This is a genomic window from Prescottella agglutinans, assembly GCF_004011865.1.
In the GTDB taxonomy this organism is placed as follows: Bacteria; Actinomycetota; Actinomycetes; order Mycobacteriales; family Mycobacteriaceae; genus Prescottella; species Prescottella agglutinans.
Genome location: NZ_RKLP01000007.1, coordinates 22,000 through 42,994 on the forward strand (window position 1 = coordinate 22,000; position 20,995 = coordinate 42,994).

The window sequence follows — 20,995 nt, forward strand, 5'->3', positions numbered from 1 at the left end:
GCCCTCCCTGTTCGTGTACGGCCCATCGTGGCCCGCCGGTGAATGATCCGTCCAATGACGAATCAACGGATTTATGATCCGGATATGGATGAATTTCGGACGTCCGCGGCGGAGGGCGTCGCGCCGCTGCTGACCGCGTTCGACGCCGTCGCCGCGGAAGGGCACGTGACGCGCGCGGCCGACCTGCTCGGCATCCCGCAGTCGTCGATCAGCCGGCGGATCAGGACACTCGAGCGGACGCTCGGGGTGCAGTTGTTCCAGCCGGCCGGCCGCGGAATCGCGCTCACCGCGCAGGGCCGCGATCTGTTCGAGCGGACACACCGATTGGTGGGTGCGCTCGACGACGCCGTCGGAATCGTCCGGGACAACGCCGATCCGGAGGGCGGCCTGGTGCGCTTCGGCTTTCCGCTCACGCTCGGGCCGGTGAGCATCCCCTCGGTGCTCGCGGAGTTCCACGCGGTGGCTCCGCGGATCCGGCTCCATCTGGTCCAGGCACACGGTGACGCGCTCGCCGGGATGGTCCGGGACGGTCGGCTGGACCTGGCCGTGATGATCCCGTCGCCGGAGGACCTGCCCGTCACCGTCCTCGGGCGTCAGACGATCCACCTGCACGTCGCCCACACCCACCGGTTCGCGAACCGGGCGCGGGTCGACCTGGCCGAACTCGCCGACGAGGCGTTCATCGCGAACCCGCCGTCGTACCACCTGCGCCAGCTCGTCGACTCGTGGTGCGCCGCGGTCGGGTTCACGCCGCGGGTGTCGTTCGAGATCACCGAGTTCGAGACGATCAGAGCACTCGTCGGCCACGGCCTCGGTGTCGCGCTGCTGCCGGCGGCGGAAACGCCGCACGCGGGCGTCGTCGCCGTGCCGCTCGAGGGCGCGCGCGATCGCAGTATCGGCCTCGCCTCGGGACACCACCGGCCGACGCCGGCGGTGTCACGGCTGCGCGATCACCTCGTGGCCCGGGCGGCCGTGTTCGCCGGCGGATCTCCCGTCGGTGGCTGAGGTGCCCTCGATCCCACGCCGCACCCTGTCGATGGCGTCCGGCCAGGTGGGAAACGATCCGACCAGCGCCCAATTCGTGGTGTCCGGGTCCGGGCATCGCCACACGCCCCAGCGGCCGGACCGTTCGCCGGTTCGGATCTTGCGAACGGCCCACCGGGTGGGGGAACCGACATCGAGATCCGGCAGGCCGAGAAGCCGGCGCATGCGTTCGTAGGGGATCGGCTCGCTCACCGCGGACATCGCTGGGTCAGGCGAACTCGGGGCAGTACGCGACGGTCGCGGCGCTCAGGACGTTGGCGACCTCCGCCCTGGTGTAGCGGCCGTCGCCCAGATACTCGGCGGCGAGGTCGGGCTTGCTCTGGCCGCGGTAGAGCGAGTTGCACATCGACAGGCCGAGCCTGATCTGGTCGCTCTCGGGCTTCTCCATGAGCGTGAACTCGGTGATGTACGACAGGAACAGCAGGTCCTCGGGGCCGAGGCCGTCGCTGGGCGCGGCGCCGGGGGTGGCGGCGGGTGCCGGGGGCGTCGAAGGTGTCGACGTTTCGGCGACCGGTTCTGCCGCCGGCGCGGGCGTGGTCGGGACGTGACGTGGCGTCTCCGAAGTCCGGTGCGGTGTCGTCGGATCCGGCGTCGTCCGGGAGATGACGACGGGTTCGCTGTCGGTGGGCGTGCTGCTGCACCCGGTGAGGGCCATGAGGGCGGCGGGGAGCGCGAGGAGGAGGCCGAGCCGGGTGGAGCGAGTCACGATGCGAAATCTTGCCCTACCAGGGCGACAAGATCGCTTCCGGGTCCGCGGTCGGATCAGTTCGAGTCCGGCCGCACGACGGGCATGAACACCTCGGTCCGGGGTCGCGGGGCATCCGGCGCGTCCAAATAGCACTCCCAGGGCTCGCCCGTCGTCGCATAGCCGTGCTCGCTGATCCACTGTGTCAGTGCGATATACGCCGATTCGACGGTGTCGTAGCCGCCATCGTGGACGGTGCAGGCACACGGCCCGGCGGGCAGCGACGACGGTTCGACGGGCCCCGTCTCGACGAGGTCACCTGCGAGCGGAAATCCCGCCTCGATGTTCCAGCGGCCGTCCGGCAGCGGCAGGAACCGCCCGAACGGCGGACCGACGACCTCGAGGCCCTGGTCCGCCGCGGCGCGGACCACGGCGTCGAATGCCGGCCCCAGGAAGGCCGGGATCGCCTCGACCGTGACGGCGCCGCGCACGATCGCGGCGGGCTGCCGCGGCAGATCGCGGATCCGGATGTCGTAGCTCACGGCGGGTCTCCCTCGAAACAACCTGCGTAGCCCTGTTTCTCGAAGGTCGCCGCCGAGCAGTACGTCACCTCGGGGTAGTAGTCGCCCATCGTCACGGCCGGAGCGGTGCCCCGATCCTGGGACGCCTGGATCGACAGCGGATAGAACGCGGCCGTGGGCAGCATGTTCCGCAGGATGAGGAGCTTCTTCGGCACGTCTGTCGAACCCCACGGCAGCACGGTCACCGTCGGTTCCACGTCCGAGGGGACATCACCCGGGGCCGCCACGACGTACGTGTACCGGCCGTCGCCGTCGAGCGCGGTCTGGAAGTCGCCGGCGCACGCCACCACCGGGTACGGCGAGACGAGATCGTTCTGGCACATCGACCAGTAGCGCACCTGCTGCCCGGACTCGGTGGGGGAGACGCCCGCGCGCGTGTCCGGGAACGCTGGTGCCCGGCCCCGCACGACCGCGACTCGTCCCGCCTCATACGTCAGCACCGCCCCGATGTACTTGTTGTCGCCGTTGGGAAACAGCCCGGACGTGCTCGCGGGATTCACGAACGTGGCCTCGGGGGTGTCCGCGCGGAACGCGCCCGACGCGGCCCGTTCGATCGCACGGTCGACCACCCACTGTCCGGTGTCGGCGACGGGGCCCGGCAGCGTGCGCGGATCGAACGGCTGCGAACACGGCTGGACGGGGATCGTCGACCCGCCCAGCCGGTAGGTGATGTCCGGGAGCGCGACGCCACCGCTCGGCGAGGCGGGATCGTCCGGCACGTACACGCGGACGATCAGGAACCCGACGGGCGCACCATCGTCCAGGAGCGCTCGAATCTCGTTGCGTGCGTGGTCGGCGGGACCGGGGACCAACGTCGCGTGCCACCGGCGCCGATCCGGCGGAAGCGTTTGCGCGTCGGGGTCGGAGAACGGGTTGCCGCTGCCGGGGTCGGGCAGGATCTGGTCGTCGCGCAGGGTGTCCGTCGTGTCGAGGTCGGTGCTGTAGGTGTTGAGCGAGAAATACCGCGCCGACGGGTAGGTGCCGGACACCTCGATGGAGTCGCGGGCGCCCAGCGCATACGGCAGCACCCAGTAGGCGGCGTTCTCGTCGGGGAAGGCGACGTCGAGCACCTCTCCGTCGGACATGAATCGCCACGCGCACGGTGTCGGACCCGGAGGCTCGGCGCCGGCGGTGTCGACGACGGCGGCCGCGGATACGGTCGCAACGACACACAGGGCGACGCGGCACAGGCGGCGGACGATCGATCGCGGTGACGTGCGCATCTGGGCCCCAATCGCAGGCTCCCACGATAACGAGGTCGCTGTCCCGGTGGGGCATGATCGATCGAACGACGGTCGCGCGCAGGAGGCGGACATGACGAACACGGCGAAACTCACCCGCGCGGACATCGAATCGCGATTGCGGGCGTTCGACGCCCGGACGGTGCCGCTGGGCGATTGGCGGGCGGCCGCCGTCGTGATCGCGGTGATGCGCGGCGAGGACGGCACCCCGGTGTTCCCGCTGACGATGCGACCGGCGAAGATGCGCGCCCACGCCGGACAGTTCGCGCTGCCGGGCGGTCGCCTCGACGACGGCGAGACGGCCCGCGACGCGGCGCTGCGGGAACTGCGTGAGGAACTCGGCATCGAGGTCGGCCCCGGCGACGTCCTGGGGCGCCTCGACGACTACGTGACCCGTTCGGGCTACGTCATGACGCCGTTCGTCGTGTGGTCCGAGGAGTCGGTGGACGCCCTCGTCCCGAGCCCGGACGAGGTGGCGCACGTGTTCGTGGTGCCGCTGGGCGAACTCGACGTGCCGACCCGGTTCGTCGAGATCCCCGGATCGCCCGACCCGGTCGCGTGCTGGCCGTTCCGCGGCGACCACATCCACGCGCCGACCGGGGCGGTGATCCACCAGTTCTGCGAGGTCGTCCTGCACGGTCGGCCCACCCGAGTCGACGGGTTGGCGCAGCCCAGCTTCGCGTGGCGGTGAATTCCGGGGCGGCGGGCGACCTGCGGGACTAGCGTCAGGGCCGTGGGCATCCTCCGATCGGTCCTGCACGCCGTCGACCGCACCGGCATCGAACCGGTCGCGTGGCATCCTCCCGCCGCCCCGGCCGAGACGGGACTGTTCGCGCCGAACCGGGAACTCGACGCCGCGCAGCGGTGGAAGCTGCCGACCGGGCACGGCCCGGAGGACGTGGCGGTGGACCACACGGGCCGGGTGATCACCGGTGGCGAGGACGGGCGGCTGTGGCGGTTCGACGGCGACGGTCGCGCCACCGAACTCGCCCACACCGGCGGGCGCCCGCTCGGTGTCGAGGTGCTCGACGACGGCCGCTTCCTCGTCTGCGACAGCCGACGGGGCGTACTGCGGGTCGACGAGACCGGGCGTGTGGAAGTGCTCGCCGACACCGCGCTCGGCCGACCGCTGTTGCTGTGCAACAACTCCGCCGTCGCGCGGGACGGCGTCGTGTACTTCACCGACTCGTCGTCGCGGTTCACGCTCCCGGATCACCGACTCGACATGCTCGAGCACAGCGGCACCGGCCGGTTGCTGCGCTTCGACCCGCGCACCGGCGAGATGGATCTGCTCGCGGACGGCCTCCAGTTCGCCAACGGGGTCGGTCTCGCGAGCGACGAGTCCTACGTGATCGTCGTGGAGACCGGTTCGTACCGGATCCAGCGCGTCGAGCTGACCGGCCCCAACGCGGGGACGGCGTCGGTGTGGGCGGACAGCCTGCCGGGCATCCCCGACAACGTCACCTCCCAGACCGTCGACGGGCTCTTCTGGGTGGCGCTCTACAGCCCGCGCATGCGACTACTGGAGTGGATGGCGCCGAATCCGGGCCTGCGGGTGCTCGCCGCGAACCTGCCGAGTGCGGTGCAACCGGATCCGGAACACCGGGCATGGGTGCTCGGTCTCGACGGCGACGGCCGCGTCGTCCACAGTCTGCGAGGCGGAAAGGGCAGCTACTCTCCGGTCACGGGCGTCCGCGTCACGCCCGACTGCATCTACCTCGGCAGCCTCACCGCCGGATCGATCGCGCGGGTGCCGCGGAGTGGGCCGGTCGGCTGACCAGTAGACCGGAGTCCGTCGCCGCCGAACGGTCGGTCCCTGAAAGGGGACACCGGGTGTGGAAAGCTGGCCACCGACAGCGGACGGAACCCGAGAGGAATGTTGGTGGACGCGGTAGGACAGCAGAAGTCCGGCTCGAAGCAGGGCGAAGATCGCATCCTGACCGTCCCGAACCTCCTCAGCATGATCCGGCTCGCCGGTGTGCCGCTGTTTCTCTACCTGCTGCTGGGCCCGCACGCCGACGGCTGGGCGCTCGCGATCCTCATGCTCAGTGGGTTCACCGACTGGGCCGACGGCAAGCTGGCCCGCCTGCTGAACCAGACGTCGCGACTCGGCGCGCTCCTCGACCCGTTCGTCGACCGGCTGTACGTGATCACGACGCTGATCGGGTTCGTGCTGCGCGACATCATTCCGTGGTGGGTGGCGGCGATCCTGATCGGCCGGGACCTGATACTGGCGCTGACGTTGCCGGTCTACCGCCGTCGCGGACTCCCGCCGCCCGAGGTCATCTACCTCGGCAAGGCCGCGACGTTCGCGCTGATGTTCGCGATGCCGCTGCTGCTCGCGGCGCAGGGTGACTGGGGCATCGCGGGCGTCGCACACGCGTGGGGCTACGCGCTCCTGATCTGGGGGACCGTCCTCTACGTGTGGACCGGCGGCCTCTACATCGCCAAGGCCGTCACCGTCGCACGCGCGGTGCCGCCGGCCGTCGCACGGAGCGGACCGTGACGAGAACCCCGCGGCAGGTGAGACGGAATCCGGTTCCGTCGCTCCTGAAGTCGCTCATGAACGACCACCTCGATCCGGGATATGCGGGGGCCGCCCAGGACCGGGCGCAGGGTCACGCGAAGCCGACCCGGATCGGTGCGGGCGCCTGGATCGCGTTGGGCGCGGCGCTGGTCGGGGTTGTCTTCGGCATCGCCTACGCGCAGGCGTCGTCGTCGGCGGGCGACGCCGACCAGACCAGGACCGAGATGCTGACCGAGGTCCGCGCGGCCGAGGAACGCAGTCGTGGCCTCGCCGGGAACCGGGACGATCTCACCGTCCGGGTCGACGACCTGCGCGCGAGCGTCCTCGCCGGCGACGCCGAGGGCGCGAAGGTGCTCGACGAATTGCACGACCTCGAAGCCGCCGCCGCGAGCGAACCGGTGCACGGCCCCGGACTCGTGGTGACCCTGACCGATCCAGCCGCGCGCCCGGACCTGTCCGACTCGTCGCAGCGGGTACCAGGGTCGCCGCAGGCCGGCGTCCTGGACCGCGACCTGCAGTCCGTCGTCAACGCGCTGTGGGCGAGCGGCGCCGAGGCGGTCGCGGTCGGTGACGTGCGCGTCGGACCGGCCGTGACCATCCGTCAGGCCGGCGGTGCGATGCTCGTCGACAACCAACCGGTGCCGTCGCCGTACCGGGTGTCCGCGATCGGGCCACCGGCGAAACTGCAGACCGGATTCGTCGTCAGCGACGCCTACCTGCGGATGTCGACAGTTCAACAGTTGTACGGCGTGGGCTTCACCATCGCCGAGTCCGACGACCTGCAGCTACCGGGCGCCGCAGGTCGCGAAACGAGGTTCGCACAGGAAACGGGGGCACCGTGAAGACCGTCAAAGGCGGATACGCGCTCTATGGAGTGCTCGCGCTCGTCGCCGGCATCGTGCTCGGGATCGTGTTCAGCCCGCAGGTGCCCGACGCCGTCCAGCCCTATCTGCCGATCGCGGTGGTCGCGGCGCTCGACGCCGTGTTCGGGGGGCTGCGCGCCTATCTCGACGAGATCTTCGACGCGAAGGTCTTCGTCGTGTCGTTCGTGTTCAACGTCCTGGTCGCGGCCCTGATCGTGTGGCTCGGCGATCAACTCGGTGTCGGCACCCAGTTGTCGACCGCGATCATCGTCGTGCTGGGCATCCGGATCTTCGGCAACGCCGCCGCACTGCGTCGGCGCCTGTTCGGGGCGTGACGCGGATGCCGGACAACGAAGAACGCCCCGAAGGCCTCGCCGAGGACACCGAGGGCGCCGAGGACACCACCGAGGAAATCCGGGACGCCGAGGACACCGAGGGCGCCGAGGACACCCGGGACACCGCGGTGGACGGTGCGGAACCGCCCGCCGAAGGCCCCTCCGACGACACCGCCGCGCCGCGCGCCGAGGGCCGACACGAGATGCCGGTACCGGCGCCGACCCGCACCCGCCGCCGGTTCGGGTTCGGGCTGCTCGCCGTACTGCTCATGGTGGCCCTCGGCATCGGGATCGTGACGCAGGTCAGCAGCACCGGATCGGGCGACAACCTCGATTCGGCGCGACCCGCGGACCTGCTCGCCGTCCTCGGCAACCTCAACCAGCGTGAGGCCGCGCTGCGGCAGGAGATCGCCGGGCTGGAACAGACCCTGTCGAAACTCGAGGCCGGCGGCGGCAGTTCCACCGCGGCCCTCGACGAGGCCAAGTCGCGGCTCGCGGCGCTGTCGATCCAGGTGGGGACGGTCGCCGCGACCGGCCCCGGCGTCGTGCTCACCGTCGCGGACCCGGGCAAGTCCGTCGGATCGGAGGTGCTGCTCGACCTGATCCAGGAACTGCGCGCCGCGGGGGCCGAGGCGATCGAGATCAGCGGTTCGGGAACCGAACCGATCCGGATCGGCGTCGACTCGTGGGTGAGCGGTGGCGGCGGGAACGTCACCGTCGACGGACGGAAGGTGTCGGCGCCGTTCCGCGTGGTCGCGATCGGCGACCCGCCCACTCTGGCAGCGGCACTGAACATCCCCGGCGGCGTCGTCGACACCGTCGCGCGCAGTGGGGGACAGCTCCGCATCGAGCAATCCCCGCAGGTCACGGTCGCCGCCTTGCGGGAGATCAAACCGCGCCAATACGCTCAACCCGGAAACTGATCTTCGGTCCGCTCGCCGGACCGTCCCCCCGAAAGGAAGCCACCGTGAGTGAGCTCGCTACCCCTGCCGATCTGCGCTACACAGCGGAGCACGAATGGGTGCGGCGCACCGGTCCGACGACGGTGCGGGTGGGCATCACCGATTTCGCGCAGTCGCAGCTCGGCGACGTGGTCTTCGTGCAGCTTCCCGCGGACGGCGAGGACGTGGCGGCCGGAGATTCCTTCGGTGAGGTCGAGTCGACCAAGAGCGTGTCGGACATCTACGCGCCGCTCACCGCGAAAGTCGTTGCGGTCAACGGCGAGCTGGACGCCAACCCGGAGCTGGTGAACAGCGACCCCTACGGGGGAGGCTGGCTGGTGGACCTCGAGGTCGCGTCCGAGGCGGCGCTGGACGAGGCGCTGGCCGGGACGCTGGATGCCGACGCATACCTCGCGGTTTCCGGGAGCTGATTTTCCGTCGGTTTCGCGGGTATTCGCCCGGCCTGTCCACCTACACGCACCGGCACTCTCAGGGTACGGTCGAGGTGAGCGCAGTGCCGTGTCGGTTTTTCATATCCGTGTCGGAGTGTGATCGTGGTCGAGATTCGTCTGGACCGAGTTGTACCGCATGACCCCGGGGGCTCCGAAAGGGCTCCCGGGCAGTCGGACTGAGGAGGAGAAACGGTGAGCGAGAACGGCAACGATGCGGTTTACGGAGAGACGCCGGCCGAGACCACATCGGTTTTCCGTGCGGATTTTCTCAACGAGATGGACAGCTCGTCGTCGCAGACGGCCGAGGCGCCTGTCTCCGGGGTCGAGGGTCTGCCCGCCGGGTCCGCGCTGCTCGTCGTAAAGAGGGGTCCCAATGCGGGCTCGCGCTTCCTGCTCGACCAGCCGACCACGTCCGCAGGTCGCCATCCCGACAGCGACATTTTCTTGGACGACGTCACGGTCAGCCGGCGGCATGCCGAGTTCCGTCAGGACGACGACGAGTTCCAGGTGGTGGACGTGGGCAGCCTCAACGGCACCTACGTCAACCGTGAACCGGTGGACTCCGCGGTGCTCGCGAACGGCGACGAGGTGCAGATCGGCAAGTTCCGCCTCGTCTTCCTGACCGGCCCCCGCGGAAACGCCGGGGGTTCGCAGATCGGTGAGTCCGCGGCTGGTGCGGGCAACCAATGACGGCCGTTCGGCAGGAGGCCGCCACGGGCATGTCCATCGGGACGGTGCTCGACCGACTGCGTCCCGAGTTCCCGGATGTGACGATCTCCAAGATCCGGTTCCTGGAATCGGAGGGGCTGATCAGTCCCGAACGGACGCCGTCCGGGTATCGGCGGTTCTCGATCGCGGACGTCGAGCGCCTGCGTTACGTCCTCACGGCGCAGCGCGATCAATACCTGCCGCTCAAGGTCATCAAGGAACAGCTCGAGGCGATCGACAAGGGTGTTGCGACCGTGGGCGCTGTGGATTCCATGCCACGGCGCCCGCGGATGCTTGCAGTCGCGCCCGGCGAGGTGTCGCCGGAGGAGTTCCGCACCGATCGTGAGGTGCGGATCAGCCGGGACGACCTGATCGCCCGGTCCGGCATCGACGAACGCTTCCTGAGCGAGCTGCTCCGCAGCGGACTGGTGGTCGCCGGTCCGGCGGGCTTCTTCGACGAGGACGCGGTGACCCTCGCGCGGACCGCGAAGTCGATGTCGGAGTTCGGGCTCGAGGTCCGGCACCTGCGCGCGTTCAAGCTGGCCGCCGACCGCGAGGCCGGGTTGGTGGCGCAGATCGCCGGTCCGGTCGCGAAGGGTCGTGACGCCGGCGCGCGGGATCGTGCCGAGGAGATGGTCCGCGAACTGGCCGCTCTCTCCCTGACGCTCCACACCTGCCTCGTGAAGGCGGCGGTGCGCGGGGCGCTCGATCGCTGACGCGCGCTGCGGGAACGAATAGAATCGGGGAGTACGTCAAACGGGGCTCGTTCGCCGTCCGAGGTGGACCCGGTCACCGGTACGAGGTGGAGGACGCGATGAGTGAGATGCGTGTGATCGGAATCCGTGTCGAACAGCCGCAGAACCAGCCGGTGTTGCTTCTGCGTGAGAGCAGTGGGGATCGCTATCTGCCGATCTGGATCGGGCAGACCGAGGCCACCGCGATCGCGTTGGAGCAGCAGGGGGTAGAACCCGCACGCCCACTCACGCACGACCTCATCAAGGACCTGCTCGAGGCTTTCGGGCACACCCTGCTCGAGGTTCGGATCGTGGACCTGCAGGCCGGCACCTTCTATGCGGATCTGGTGTTCGAGGGCGATGTGAGGGTCTCGGCGCGACCGTCGGACTCGGTGGCCATCGCCCTGCGTGTCGGAGTTCCGATCTTCGTCGACGAGGCCGTGCTCGCGGAGGCAGGCCTCGTGATGCCCGACGAACGTGAGGACGAGGTCGAGAAGTTCAAGGAGTTCCTGGAGTCGGTCTCGCCGGACGATTTCAAGGCGACCGACGGCTGACACCCGTCAAGACTAAAGGTGAAGTTTAGGTTTAGGCCTTGGGTGTGTCGCATTGACCCGGATGCGTCTGGGTCATACCGTCTGGGTCTGTGAACGCCCGCCACGCTGTCTGTCCAGGGCGTACGCTGAGTGGATCCACCATTCGGGTTTACTCGATGTGCACGAGTGGGTGACTAGTGGTAGTGGGAACGCCGAGGCGCATCCTCGCCAGCAGTCGCCCCTGAACACGCGAGAGGGAGTAGTCCGTGGGAGATCGGCCGCAGGAACACGAGTTGAACCTCGCCGGTGAGACGACCGTCGAGGCACCCAGCGTCGACGAGGACTTGCAGCCCGGGTTGTTCCCCGACGACTCCGTTCCCGACGAACTCGTCGGCTACCGGGTGCCGAGTGCGTGTCAGATCGCCGGCATCACCTACCGCCAGCTCGACTACTGGGCCCGCACCAATCTCGTCGTCCCCTCGATCCGAGGTGCCGCCGGATCGGGCAGCCAGCGGCTGTACTCGTTCAAGGACATCCTGGTCCTCAAGATCGTCAAGCGTCTGCTCGACACCGGCATCTCGCTCCAGAACATTCGCGTCGCCGTCGACCACCTCCGTCAGCGTGGTGTGCGGGACCTGGCCCGGATCACGCTCTTCTCCGACGGCACCACGGTCTACGAGTGCACCTCCGCCGAAGAGGTCGTCGACCTGCTGCAGGGCGGTCAGGGCGTGTTCGGGATCGCCGTCAGCGGCGCGATGCGCGAACTCACCGGCACCATCGCCGATTTCCCCGCCGAGCGGGCCGACGGCGGCGACACCACCGAGCGGCCCGAGGACGAACTGGCGTCCCGTCGCAAGAACCGCGGCGACCGCAAGACCGGATAGCTGTTCTGGGCGTTCGTCCGGGTGCCTCCCGGTGGCATAGACTGACGGGGCGTCGCCGTCGTACGGGAGAGTTCCGGGCAGGGCAGTAGACCTGCGCGGACGCCGAAGGAGCAACACCTCCCCGTCAATCTCTCAGGCACCGAGGACCGTGCGGGCTCCGACGCCTCTGGAAAGCGGTGGGAGCACCCACCCGCCCACGGGGAAAGGCGCGCGTCGTCGCCGGAGTCCGGACATCGGACCTTCGAGCACGGCGCAGCGACCGAATCTCTCAGGCGCTCGGGACTCCCGAGCAGGCGACAGAGGGGGAGGACCGTTCCATTCGTGGAGCGCATCCTGCACCTGACGAACCGCCTGGGAGTTCACTTGATCGACGCTCGTAGCCATTCGTTCGCCGACCGCCACGTCGGCCCCGACGCGGCCGAACTGACGCGCATCCTCGACATCGTCGGCGTCGGCTCGCTCGACGAACTTGCCGCCCGCGCCGTGCCCGCGAGCATTCTCGACCCCGCTCCGGCGGGTATTGCCGCGGGTCTGGATGCGCTCGACGCACCCCTGTCCGAGGACGAGGCGCTCGCGGCGCTGTCCGAACTGGCGGCGACGAACACGACGGCCACCTCGATGATCGGCCTCGGCTACTACGACACACTCTCCCCGCCGGTGCTCGTGCGCAACATCCTCGAGAACCCCGCCTGGTACACCGCCTACACCCCGTACCAGCCGGAGATCAGCCAGGGTCGGCTCGAGGCGCTGCTGAACTTCCAGACCATGGTCGGCGACCTGACCGGCATGGAGATCGCGAACTCGTCGATGCTCGACGAGGGCACCGCCGCCGCCGAGGCGATGACGCTGCTGCGGCGGGCGTCGCGCAGCAAGTCGCCGCGGTTCGTCGTGGACACCGACCTCTTCCCGCAGACCCGCGCCATCGTGGTTACCCGCGCCGAGCCGCTCGGCATCGAGATCGTCGAGGCGGACCTGACGCAGGGCCTGCCGGAGGGCGAGTTCTTCGGTGTGCTGGCGCAGCTGCCCGGCGCCTCCGGGCGGGTCGTCGATCACGCGGCGATGATCGCGGCGGCCCACGAGCGCGGCGCACTGGTCGCGGTCGGCGCCGATCTCCTCGCGCTGACGCTGCTGACGCCCCCCGGCGAGATGGGCGCCGACGCGTGCTTCGGCACCACGCAGCGGTTCGGTGTCCCGATGGGCTTCGGTGGCCCGCACGCCGGGTACCTCGCCGTCCACGGCAAGCACGCCCGTCAGCTCCCGGGCCGACTCGTCGGCATCTCGGTGGACGCCGACGGCAACAAGGCCTACCGGCTGGCGCTGCAGACCCGTGAACAGCACATCCGCCGCGAGAAGGCGACCAGCAACATCTGCACCGCGCAGGTGCTGCTGGCGGTTGTCGCCGCGATGTACGCCAGCTACCACGGCGCCGAGGGCCTGAAGGCCATCGCGCAGCGTGTCCATCAGCGCGCCGAGTACCTCGCCGCCGGCCTGAAGACCGCCGGCGTCGAGGTGGTGCACGAGCAGTTCTTCGACACCGTGCTGGCCCGGGTGCCGGGTCGCGCGGCCGACGTCGTCGCAGAGGCGAAGGCGTGGGGCGTCAACCTGCGCCTGGTCGACGGCGATCACGTCGGTGTCGCGTGCGACGAGGCGACGACCGAGGCGCACCTCGCGTCCGTGCTCGCCGCGTTCGGGCTGCCGGCCGACGCCGAGATCGCGTACACCCCGGCCCCGTTCGGTGACCGCACCAGCGTGTACCTGCAGCACGAGTCGTTCACGAAGTACCGCACCGAGACCGCGATGCTCCGCTACCTGCGTGCGTTGTCGGACAAGGACATCGCGCTCGACCGCAGCATGATCCCGCTGGGCTCGTGCACCATGAAGCTCAACGCGACGGCCGAGATGGAACCCATCACGTGGCCGGCGTTCTCGAAGCTGCATCCGTTCGCACCCACCGCGGACGCCCCGGGCATGCTGAAGGTGATCTCGGATCTGCAGGACTGGCTGGTCGCGATCACCGGCTACGACGCGGTGAGCCTGCAGCCCAACGCCGGCAGCCAGGGCGAGTACGCGGGCCTGCTGGCCATCCGCAACTACCACCTCAGCCGCGGCGACGACCATCGCGACACGTGCCTGATCCCGTCGAGCGCGCACGGCACCAACGCGGCGTCCGCCGTCATGGCCGGCATGCGCGTCGAGGTGGTCGCGTGCCGCGAGAACGGTGACGTCGACCTGGACGACCTGCGCGCCAAGATCGCCGATCATGCCGAGCGCCTCGCGGCGATCATGATCACCTACCCGTCGACCCACGGCGTGTACGAGGAAGAGGTCGGCGAGATCTGCGCGGCGGTGCACGACGCCGGCGGCCAGGTGTACGTCGACGGCGCGAACCTCAACGCGCTGGTCGGCCTGGCCCGCCCGGGCCGGTTCGGCGGCGACGTCAGCCACCTGAACCTGCACAAGACGTTCTGCATCCCGCACGGTGGCGGCGGCCCCGGCGTCGGCCCGATCGGTGTGCGCTCGCACCTCGCGCCGTTCCTTCCCGGGCATCCGATGGCACCGGAACTCGGTGGGTCGGGACCGGTGTCGGCGGCGCCGTACGGCAGCGCGTCGATCCTGCCGATCACCTGGACGTACATCAAGATGATGGGCGCCGAGGGCCTGCGCCGGGCGTCGCTGACGGCGATCGCGTCGGCCAACTACATCGCGCGCCGACTCGACGAGTACTTCCCGGTGCTCTACACGGGTGAGAACGGCATGGTCGCCCACGAGTGCATCCTCGACCTGCGTCCGCTCACCAAGGAGACCGGTGTGACCGTGGACGACGTCGCGAAGCGCCTGGCCGACTACGGCTTCCACGCCCCGACGATGAGCTTCCCGGTGGCCGGCACCCTCATGGTCGAGCCGACCGAGAGCGAGAACCTCGACGAGATCGACGAGTTCTGTGACGCGATGATCGCGATCCGCCGGGAGATCGACCGGGTCGGGGCAGGGGAGTGGCCCGTCGACGACAACCCGCTGCGCGGCGCACCGCACACGGCGGAGTGCCTCGTCTCCGAGTGGAACCACCCGTACTCGCGAGAGATCGCGGTCTACCCGCGAGGGAAGGCCCGGCCGAAGGTGTGGCCGGCCGTCCGTCGGATCGACGGTGCGCACGGCGACCGCAACCTCGTGTGCTCGTGCCCGCCGATCGAGGCGTTCACCAGCTGATTCGCAACCGATGGCCCGGGCGCTCGATACGAGCGCCCGGGCCATCGGCGTTCCACGGAAGTGCCACCTACGGAAATCGGTGGCAGACGGAACCGAAAGAATTACAGAACCTGGTCGTGTGAGCGCGACACACGCAGACATTCCCGACGCACGCGCACGTTCCACCCGCCACGATCCCGAACGTCATCGACTCGGAGGGCGGCCGATACCCAATCGTCGTTGACCGCTGCTCACCGCCGGGCAGATGATCGGAGGATGGTCGAAGCGCCGGACGCGGGGCGATCCGAACGGATCGCGGAGTTGTTCGATCTCGTCGTCGACAGCTACGACAACGTCGGCGTCTCGTTCTTCGGCCCGATCGCGGATCGCTTGGTGCGGGAGATGGATCCGCAGCCGGGGGAGCGGGTGCTCGACGTGGGGTGCGGTCGCGGTGCGGTGCTGTTCCGGCTCGCCCAGGCGGTGGGGCCGGCGGGGGCGGTCACCGGTATCGACCTGTCGAAGAGGATGGTCGCGACCACGGCGCACGAGGCGCGGGCGCGCGGCCTCGCGAACGTGCATCTGCAGGTCATGGATGCGACTCGTCCCACGTTTCCGCACGGGACGTTCGACGCTATCACCGCGTCGTTCGTGATCTTCTTCCTCCCGAATCCGGCTGTGGCGCTGACCCGGTGGAGGTCGCTGCTGAAGCCGCGGGGACTCGTCGGCGTCTCGACGTTCAGCGCGTGGGATGCGCGGTGGGAGCAGATGGAGGACCTTTTCGAGCCGTACCGGGACCGCCGCTTCTTCGATGGCGATCCGCGCGACCCGAACGGGCCGTTCGGCACCGACGCCGCCGTCGAGCGGCTGATGCGCACCGCCGGCCTGGTGGATCCGAACACTGTCAGTTTCGATCTGGACCTCCATTTCGACGACGCCGACCAGTGGTATCTGTGGACGAGATCGCACGGGCAGCGGATGCTGTGGGATGCGATCCCGGAACGGGAGCTCGGGGGAGTGGTGGACGCCGCTCTCGGGCGGGTGGACGGATGGCGTGACGCCGAGGGGCGGATCACCTCGCGTCAGCGCATCAGGTTGACGTTCGCGCGGCGGCCGTAGGCGCGGCGGCGTGATCGTCGGGAAGGGGAGCCCGTGTCGCGCATTCTCGTTGCGCTGCTGACCGTCGCGGCCGTCTTCGGTATCGGCTTCGTGATTGCTCGGGAGATGTCGGACCTTCCGAGTCGGGTCACCCCGCGGGCCGTCGAGGATCGATCCGTCACCTTCGCCGGCGGGACGGTCACGTGCGCCACCCTGTTCGGCGATGGCTGCGACATCGACGCGCAGCTTGCCTTCGATCGGTGGGGCGGGCAGCTCGACGTCTTCGCGTCGCGGGACCTCGGCCCGTGGGGTAGGGGGTTGAGTGCTCCGGAGGTGGCGAAGCTGGGGCTGCAGGCCTGCGACACGGCGAGCATGCCGGGGCGGACGTTCCTGGAGTTCGTGGAGACGGCTCGGATCGACCACCCGGACGCGTCGAGCCCTCAGCTGTCCCCGTTCTGGGACGAAGCCGGGCGGGTTCTCTGCCCGTCGGCGTAGTCGGTCGCGAACCGTCGCAGCGCAGACGCTGCAGAGATCTGTCCGGGACGGAACCAGTGGAAAACCCGAACCACACCCACGGGCACTACCAACACGCCTCCCGTTCCAGCCGCCCCCCGTTCCGATCATCCTTAGAGGGGAGGAGCCCGAATTCGCGGGCGACGGCGAGCGCCTCGCGTCGCGAGTGCGCGCCCAGCTTGCGGTAGAGCGACGTGCGCTGCGACTTGACGGTGGAGAGCGAGACGAAGAGCGCGTGTGCGATCGCCGGGGCGCTGAGTCCGTCGGCGAGGCCACCGAGGACGGCCCGTTCGCGGTCCGTCAGCTCGGGGCGGTGGAGGGTCGCCGGGTACTGCTCGGCGACCTCGGCAGCGAGATAGCCGGCAACGGTCTCCGACCTCCCGGCCGCAGCGACATCGCCGAGTGCGACGACGAGTTCGCGTGACACTCCGGCGAACGCGGCCCGAATGCCGGTGCGGTCCGCCAGTTCGCAGGCCCGCCGCCACAACTGGTTCGCCCGATCGACCCGGCCGAGACCATGCTGGGCTGCCGTCTCGATGACCAGCGCCTCGAGATGCGAGCGGGTGTAGGGCGTGCCGAGCCAGTCGTACCGTCGGCAGGTGTTGATCGCGGACTGGTGGTTGCCGGTGATCAGATGGGTGCGCGCGACCGCGACGACCGACCACGGGGTGTCGCAGTTCGTACGTTCCGCAAGAAGGTAGGCGCGGCTACCGTTCCCGGCCGCCAGATGCGACTCGATCTCCGCGGCGGTGAGCAGGGATCGGACGAACTCACCCTCGACACGTTTCCGCTTGTCGGCGAACACGTCGAGCGTCGCGAGCGCACGGAACGGGTCGCCGGTGGTGACGGCGTGACGACAGCGGGCGTACACGACGAAAGGCCACAGCTCGGCGATCACCGGGAGTTCGTCGAGCTGGGCGAGTGCGGCTTCCGCGGACGCGATGTCGAGTCGATCGAGTGCGGTCAGCGCGCTGGCCGTCAGTCCGCCGATCCGGATCAGCGGCTCGATCGCCTCGTCCGCCGGCGGATGGGCCCGCTCCAGGTCGAGCCATTCGCTCACACGTTCCGACTCGCCGGTCAATGCCCAGTTCAGGGCCGAGTTTCCGGCTGCATTGCGCGCGATGTAGTCGAGGTGTCGAGCACTTCCCGAGAGATAGGCCAGCCGCAGCGTCGCAGTCGATTCGGAGAGATCACCCGCAAGCTGGTACGTGAGGCCCCACTGCATGCGCAGGAAGGGGAGAAGATCGGAGAGGTCGTCGGGTCGGGCCTCCATGATCTCGCGAACCACCAGGCAGATCTGCCGGGTCAGATCGGCGGCGGACTCGTACCGGCCGGCGAGACGCAGCATCAAAGCCTGGTGCGAGACGATGCCGACCGCCTTACCGACATCGTCGGCCGAGACCAGGAGTCTCAGGTCCTCGGGATCGGGGACCACGGCGCCGTCGGGCCCGCGATACCCGTCCAGGCTCGCGACGAGATCGCGTGCCTCACGGAAGCCCGGGTTGGCATCGAAGACGGATTCGGGAAGCGTGAGCAGCACGTGGCGAAGCAGGTCGAGTTCCGCGCCGACGAGCCCGACCCAGTGCTCTTCGACGAGTTCGACGGTCAGGGGCCAGTTCTCCGCCTCGACTGCACACCGCACCGCGGCCGCGTGGTCCGTCCGCTCGCGGAGGTGCAGCGCCAGTCGGGTCGATCGGGCCGCGGGATCCATCCCGTCCTCGGACTGCATCGCGCGTAGCTCACGCCGGACCGCGGCCGGGACCTGCCACTGTGGGCCGCTCGCGTTGTCTCGCCGGTCCGCGACACCGGCGGCCTCGAGGGCCGCCAGATGCCGGTCCGCATCCGCCCCGACGTCGAGGAAGCATGCAGTCTCGATGCTCACGGTGTGCGCTGTCGCGGTGGCGACGAGGAATTCGCGGTGTGCGACGACATCCGGCGCGGCGAGGATCGTCGTCCGCACGTGGTCGGAGACCGCCTCGGCGAGACGGGCTTCCAGCAGGGACCGGCGGTCCGCCGACGCCGGCAGGCGCGAGGAGACGGCGCGGGCGACCTCGACGAGCGACCACATCCCGCCGGTGAGACGGTGGACGAGGTCGAGTTCGTCGGGGTCCACGAGGGCGCCGTCGATCGCGAAGAATTCCCCGAGTTCGTCTCGCTGCAGCAGCAGGTCGTCCCCGCACAGCAGGTCATGGGTCGGATCCAAGGCGAACGGGTCACCGAAGGCCGAACGGCCCACGACCGTCACGACGACGCGGAGTCGATCGCAGAGATCGACCAGTTCGACTACCTGTTCCTCGAGCACGGGGTCGCACACCCGATCGAGTCGTGAGAGTGCCAGTCCGACCGGGCGCCCGCTCCGGGTCAGTTCGTCACGGATCGCTGGGTACGCGGCGGCATCGTCGCCGGGTGCTTCGGCGAGTGCGCCGGCCGCGGCGAGACGTTCGGCGGTCAGTCGCCAGAACCCCTCGGGCCCCACTCCGACCGGCGGCGGCGGAACCAGGACACTGGTGGACCCGGTCGCGTCGGCCGAGCGCACCCATTCGGCCACCAGTGCCGACTTACCGAACCCGTGGGGTGCCCGGATGATGCTGAGCGGGGTGTCTCGACGGAGTCGTTCCGACAGTCGCAGGGGTGGTCGTGCCGACAGCGGGGGATGGCAGGACGCGAGGCCGCTTCGGGACTCGATCATCGCTCCTCGGGTACGCGGTGAGCGCGCGGCGACGATCGGTCACGGTCGCAGGCTCGGATAGTCGAAAAATCAATTGCATCTTCGATCCAAGCCGGGGTGAACCCTACGGGGCAACCGGTCGGTAACAACTTCACCCCCTATGTCACCCGCCCGGTCGCCCCCGGTTCTACTGCAGCGCCCTCCCGAACGCGTCACCGAGCGCGGGGCCCTGCGTGGACGGCACCGCGACGAATGTTCCGCCGGTCTGGTCGGCCATCGACTGCAGGGTCTCCTGGTCGCTGTTCTCGCCGATCGAGATCACGTCCACCCGGACGGGGTGGGACGAGTTGCTCAATGCGGTTTTCAGTTGCCGTGTCGTGGTGGAGGTGTCGTCGTTCGGTCCGTCGGTGACGAGGAGAACCGAGTTGGGGCGGCCGTCGACGAAACCGTCGGCCGCGCTCTTGTGCGCCGCGATCACCGACGCGTACGTCGACGTCGCGGTGGCGGGGCGCAGCGACTCCAGTGCGGTGACGATCCGCTGGCGGCGATCGCCGTCGGACAGCGGCCCGGTGGGGACCTTCACCACGTACGGCTTGGTGCCGTCGAGTCCGCGGCTGTACACCCACAATCCGACGTCCGAGGACTCGGGCAGGGCTGCGAGTCGCGCGGACAGGGCGTCGACGGTGTTACTCAACCGGGTGCCGTCGCCGTCGGTGTTGCCCATGGACCCGGAGATGTCGAGCAGGATCGTCGTGGCCTGCGGGACGGCCGGATTCGCGAACGTCTGTGCCAGGCGGGCGGCCGCTGGCCCGGTCGCGGGGGCGAGGGTCCGGCCCAGCGGCGGCATCGGGGTGCGGTCGGTCGCCGGTGGGGTGCGGTCGTCGACCCGGAATCCCGCGCCGACGAGGTCCTGCACCTGGTCCGGTTGGCGCACGAAGTCCACGAACTGGGCCGCCGCGCGGCTGAGGGTCTCGTCGACCCACGGAGTAGCGAGGACGACCGCAGGGTGGTCGGCGACGGGTGTGACGCCGCCGGGCGCGAAGGCGGCGAGACCGGACGCCGCGTCCCCTGCCGCGTAGATCTGCTGCTCGGTGGCCGGTACCGCATGGAAGGAACCCGCCGCGGGGCTCGACTGACGCGCGAGCGCGCTGAGGGCGTCGGCCGTGGATACGGGTGCGCCGTCGATGGCCTTGCTGCCGTTCGCCAGTGCGGAGATCGCCGCGGTGACCGGCGGGGACGCCGCCTGCGCCTCGTCGAGCGGTCCGGTTCCGGCGTCCGCGACGGCTGCGGCGACGGCGTCGAGTGCCTGGTCGGTGGGGGAGTCCGCGGGCAGCGCGAGTTTCAGGCTGCCCCAGCCGGGGAGCCCGAGCCCGGTCAGGGAATCCGGCGCGGACTGCAGCGCCGGCAGGCGCTGCCATCCGATCCCGGACGCGTCGAGGGCGAGATCGAGTGCACCCGGGACCGCGAGCACCACCGGGCTGGTCGCGATCGACTTGGGTCGGCCGTCGATCACACCGGGGACTCCGGACAGGCGTTCGGTGGCGGCGCTGCTCGACGGGATCCACAGCGCGGGCGCCGGACCCAGGGCCTCGTTCCACGGTCCGTCGGGGGCGTCGGCGAGCGCGTCGGCGATCGCCCGGGAGGCTCCTTCGGTGACGGTCGCGGTCACGCAGTGATCCCGCACCACCGGGTTCGTCTCGCTGAATCGGGTCGCGAACTCCTGGATCTGCGGCGCGATGTCGGGATCCGCGGTCACGTGCAGGACGGCCTCGCCCTCGACGCACGCCCCGGCAGCCGCCGTGCCCTCACTGCTCGCGCGGTCCCTCAGCTGGAACCAGCCGACGACGCCGAGCACGAGAACGATCACGGACACCAACGCGATGATCGGTCCCTTGCTGACGCCACGGGTGCGCCGATCACTGCGATGCTGACCCACGTCGAAACCGCCTTGCCTTCTTCACCAGTCGGACCGGCGCCGGACCGGCCCTGACGAACGCAGTCTAGT

Annotated in this window: 20 protein-coding genes and 1 riboswitch; of the genes, 15 read left to right on the plus strand and 5 right to left on the minus strand. The window is 69.7% G+C overall.

Annotated features, from left to right (window positions below; genetic code table 11):
- Positions 1-84 precede the first annotated feature (84 nt).
- Entirely contained in the window at positions 85-1,005 is a 921-nt protein-coding gene (locus tag EGT67_RS14085) for a LysR family transcriptional regulator (RefSeq protein ID WP_127916717.1), read from the plus strand.
- A 247-nt stretch (positions 1,006-1,252) separates the two neighbouring features.
- Here the strand turns inward: EGT67_RS14085 and EGT67_RS14090 are convergent, their stop codons facing one another.
- Genes EGT67_RS14090 through EGT67_RS14100 form a run of 3 tightly spaced genes read right to left on the minus strand, consistent with a single transcriptional unit; the run spans position 1,253 to position 3,533 of the window.
- Positions 1,253-1,750 (minus strand): DUF732 domain-containing protein, encoded by a 498-nt coding sequence (locus EGT67_RS14090; RefSeq protein ID WP_241566033.1) that lies wholly within the window; start codon positions 1,748-1,750, stop codon positions 1,253-1,255.
- A 56-nt stretch (positions 1,751-1,806) separates the two neighbouring features.
- Complete coding sequence (locus EGT67_RS14095; RefSeq protein ID WP_127916718.1) at positions 1,807-2,271, minus strand: GyrI-like domain-containing protein; 465 nt, start codon at positions 2,269-2,271, stop codon at positions 1,807-1,809.
- Complete coding sequence (locus tag EGT67_RS14100; protein ID WP_421958132.1) at positions 2,268-3,533, minus strand: hypothetical protein; 1,266 nt, start codon at positions 3,531-3,533, stop codon at positions 2,268-2,270. The genes EGT67_RS14095 and EGT67_RS14100 overlap by 4 nt, the downstream gene beginning before the upstream one ends.
- A gap of 91 nt (positions 3,534-3,624) precedes the next feature.
- On the opposite strand from EGT67_RS14100, the gene EGT67_RS14105 reads away from it, so the two are divergent.
- The 14 genes from EGT67_RS14105 to EGT67_RS14170 all read left to right on the plus strand — a co-directional run bounded on the left by EGT67_RS14105 (position 3,625) and on the right by EGT67_RS14170 (position 16,304).
- The gene (locus EGT67_RS14105) at positions 3,625-4,242 is read left to right on the plus strand and encodes an NUDIX hydrolase (protein WP_127916719.1); all 618 of its coding nucleotides are present in this window, start codon (positions 3,625-3,627) and stop codon (positions 4,240-4,242) included.
- Between the two features lie 42 nt (positions 4,243-4,284).
- The gene (locus EGT67_RS14110) at positions 4,285-5,328 is read left to right on the plus strand and encodes an SMP-30/gluconolactonase/LRE family protein (RefSeq protein ID WP_127916720.1); all 1,044 of its coding nucleotides are present in this window, start codon (positions 4,285-4,287) and stop codon (positions 5,326-5,328) included.
- Positions 5,329-5,427: 99 nt separating this feature from the next.
- The gene (gene clsA, locus EGT67_RS14115; RefSeq protein WP_127916721.1) at positions 5,428-6,057 is read left to right on the plus strand and encodes a cardiolipin synthase ClsA; all 630 of its coding nucleotides are present in this window, start codon (positions 5,428-5,430) and stop codon (positions 6,055-6,057) included.
- Positions 6,054-6,920 carry a DUF881 domain-containing protein gene (locus EGT67_RS14120; RefSeq protein ID WP_421958133.1) on the plus strand — a complete coding sequence of 289 codons (867 nt, stop codon included), beginning with the start codon at positions 6,054-6,056 and terminating at the stop codon, positions 6,918-6,920. Before clsA ends, EGT67_RS14120 begins: the two co-directional genes overlap by 4 nt.
- On the plus strand, positions 6,917-7,276 hold the full coding sequence (locus EGT67_RS14125; protein WP_127916722.1) for a small basic family protein: 360 nt from the start codon (positions 6,917-6,919) through the stop codon (positions 7,274-7,276). The genes EGT67_RS14120 and EGT67_RS14125 overlap by 4 nt, the downstream gene beginning before the upstream one ends.
- A 203-nt stretch (positions 7,277-7,479) precedes the next feature.
- Positions 7,480-8,199: a DUF881 domain-containing protein gene (locus EGT67_RS14130; protein WP_127916982.1), complete on the plus strand. Its 720-nt coding sequence runs from the start codon at positions 7,480-7,482 to the stop codon at positions 8,197-8,199.
- A gap of 44 nt (positions 8,200-8,243) precedes the next feature.
- Complete coding sequence (gcvH, locus tag EGT67_RS14135) at positions 8,244-8,648, plus strand: glycine cleavage system protein GcvH (protein WP_127916723.1); 405 nt, start codon at positions 8,244-8,246, stop codon at positions 8,646-8,648.
- Between the two features lie 213 nt (positions 8,649-8,861).
- Positions 8,862-9,359: an oxoglutarate dehydrogenase inhibitor Odhl gene (gene odhI, locus EGT67_RS14140; protein ID WP_127916724.1), complete on the plus strand. Its 498-nt coding sequence runs from the start codon at positions 8,862-8,864 to the stop codon at positions 9,357-9,359.
- A complete protein-coding gene (gene ftsR / locus EGT67_RS14145) occupies positions 9,356-10,093 on the plus strand; it encodes a transcriptional regulator FtsR (protein WP_127916725.1) in 738 nt (245 codons plus the stop codon). The genes odhI and ftsR overlap by 4 nt, the downstream gene beginning before the upstream one ends.
- 98 nt (positions 10,094-10,191) lie before the next feature.
- The gene (locus EGT67_RS14150) at positions 10,192-10,665 is read left to right on the plus strand and encodes a bifunctional nuclease family protein (RefSeq protein ID WP_127916726.1); all 474 of its coding nucleotides are present in this window, start codon (positions 10,192-10,194) and stop codon (positions 10,663-10,665) included.
- Between the two features lie 245 nt (positions 10,666-10,910).
- On the plus strand, positions 10,911-11,528 hold the full coding sequence (locus EGT67_RS14155; RefSeq protein ID WP_127916727.1) for a MerR family transcriptional regulator: 618 nt from the start codon (positions 10,911-10,913) through the stop codon (positions 11,526-11,528).
- A 53-nt stretch (positions 11,529-11,581) separates the two neighbouring features.
- A riboswitch (glycine riboswitch) is annotated at positions 11,582-11,687 on the plus strand.
- A gap of 204 nt (positions 11,688-11,891) precedes the next feature.
- On the plus strand, positions 11,892-14,735 hold the full coding sequence (gene gcvP, locus EGT67_RS14160; RefSeq protein WP_127916728.1) for an aminomethyl-transferring glycine dehydrogenase: 2,844 nt from the start codon (positions 11,892-11,894) through the stop codon (positions 14,733-14,735).
- Positions 14,736-14,990: 255 nt separating this feature from the next.
- On the plus strand, positions 14,991-15,830 hold the full coding sequence (locus EGT67_RS14165; RefSeq protein ID WP_127916729.1) for a class I SAM-dependent methyltransferase: 840 nt from the start codon (positions 14,991-14,993) through the stop codon (positions 15,828-15,830).
- Between the two features lie 33 nt (positions 15,831-15,863).
- Positions 15,864-16,304 (plus strand): hypothetical protein, encoded by a 441-nt coding sequence (locus EGT67_RS14170; protein ID WP_241566034.1) that lies wholly within the window; start codon positions 15,864-15,866, stop codon positions 16,302-16,304.
- A gap of 85 nt (positions 16,305-16,389) precedes the next feature.
- Here the strand turns inward: EGT67_RS14170 and EGT67_RS14175 are convergent, their stop codons facing one another.
- Both EGT67_RS14175 and EGT67_RS14180 read right to left on the minus strand, forming a co-directional pair.
- On the minus strand, positions 16,390-19,011 hold the full coding sequence (locus EGT67_RS14175) for a helix-turn-helix transcriptional regulator (protein WP_127916730.1): 2,622 nt from the start codon (positions 19,009-19,011) through the stop codon (positions 16,390-16,392).
- A gap of 166 nt (positions 19,012-19,177) precedes the next feature.
- Positions 19,178-20,926, minus strand: coding sequence for a VWA domain-containing protein (locus EGT67_RS14180; RefSeq protein WP_127916731.1), 1,749 nt, complete (start codon positions 20,924-20,926; stop codon positions 19,178-19,180).
- Positions 20,927-20,995: the final 69 nt, after the last annotated feature.

What these genes read in the sequence shown, in the direction of transcription:
- EGT67_RS14085 (WP_127916717.1), top strand. Translation starts at nt 85, where the DNA reads ATGGATGAATTTCGGACGTCCGCGGCGGAGGGCGTCGCGCCGCTGCTG.
- EGT67_RS14100 (WP_421958132.1), bottom strand. Translation starts at nt 3,533, where the DNA reads ATGCGCACGTCACCGCGATCGATCGTCCGCCGCCTGTGCCGCGTCGCC.
- EGT67_RS14105 (WP_127916719.1), top strand. Translation starts at nt 3,625, where the DNA reads ATGACGAACACGGCGAAACTCACCCGCGCGGACATCGAATCGCGATTG.
- clsA (WP_127916721.1), top strand. Translation starts at nt 5,428, where the DNA reads ATGTTGGTGGACGCGGTAGGACAGCAGAAGTCCGGCTCGAAGCAGGGC.
- EGT67_RS14130 (WP_127916982.1), top strand. Translation starts at nt 7,480, where the DNA reads ATGCCGGTACCGGCGCCGACCCGCACCCGCCGCCGGTTCGGGTTCGGG.
- ftsR (WP_127916725.1), top strand. Translation starts at nt 9,356, where the DNA reads ATGACGGCCGTTCGGCAGGAGGCCGCCACGGGCATGTCCATCGGGACG.
- EGT67_RS14150 (WP_127916726.1), top strand. Translation starts at nt 10,192, where the DNA reads ATGAGTGAGATGCGTGTGATCGGAATCCGTGTCGAACAGCCGCAGAAC.
- EGT67_RS14165 (WP_127916729.1), top strand. Translation starts at nt 14,991, where the DNA reads ATGGTCGAAGCGCCGGACGCGGGGCGATCCGAACGGATCGCGGAGTTG.
- EGT67_RS14175 (WP_127916730.1), bottom strand. Translation starts at nt 19,011, where the DNA reads ATGATCGAGTCCCGAAGCGGCCTCGCGTCCTGCCATCCCCCGCTGTCG.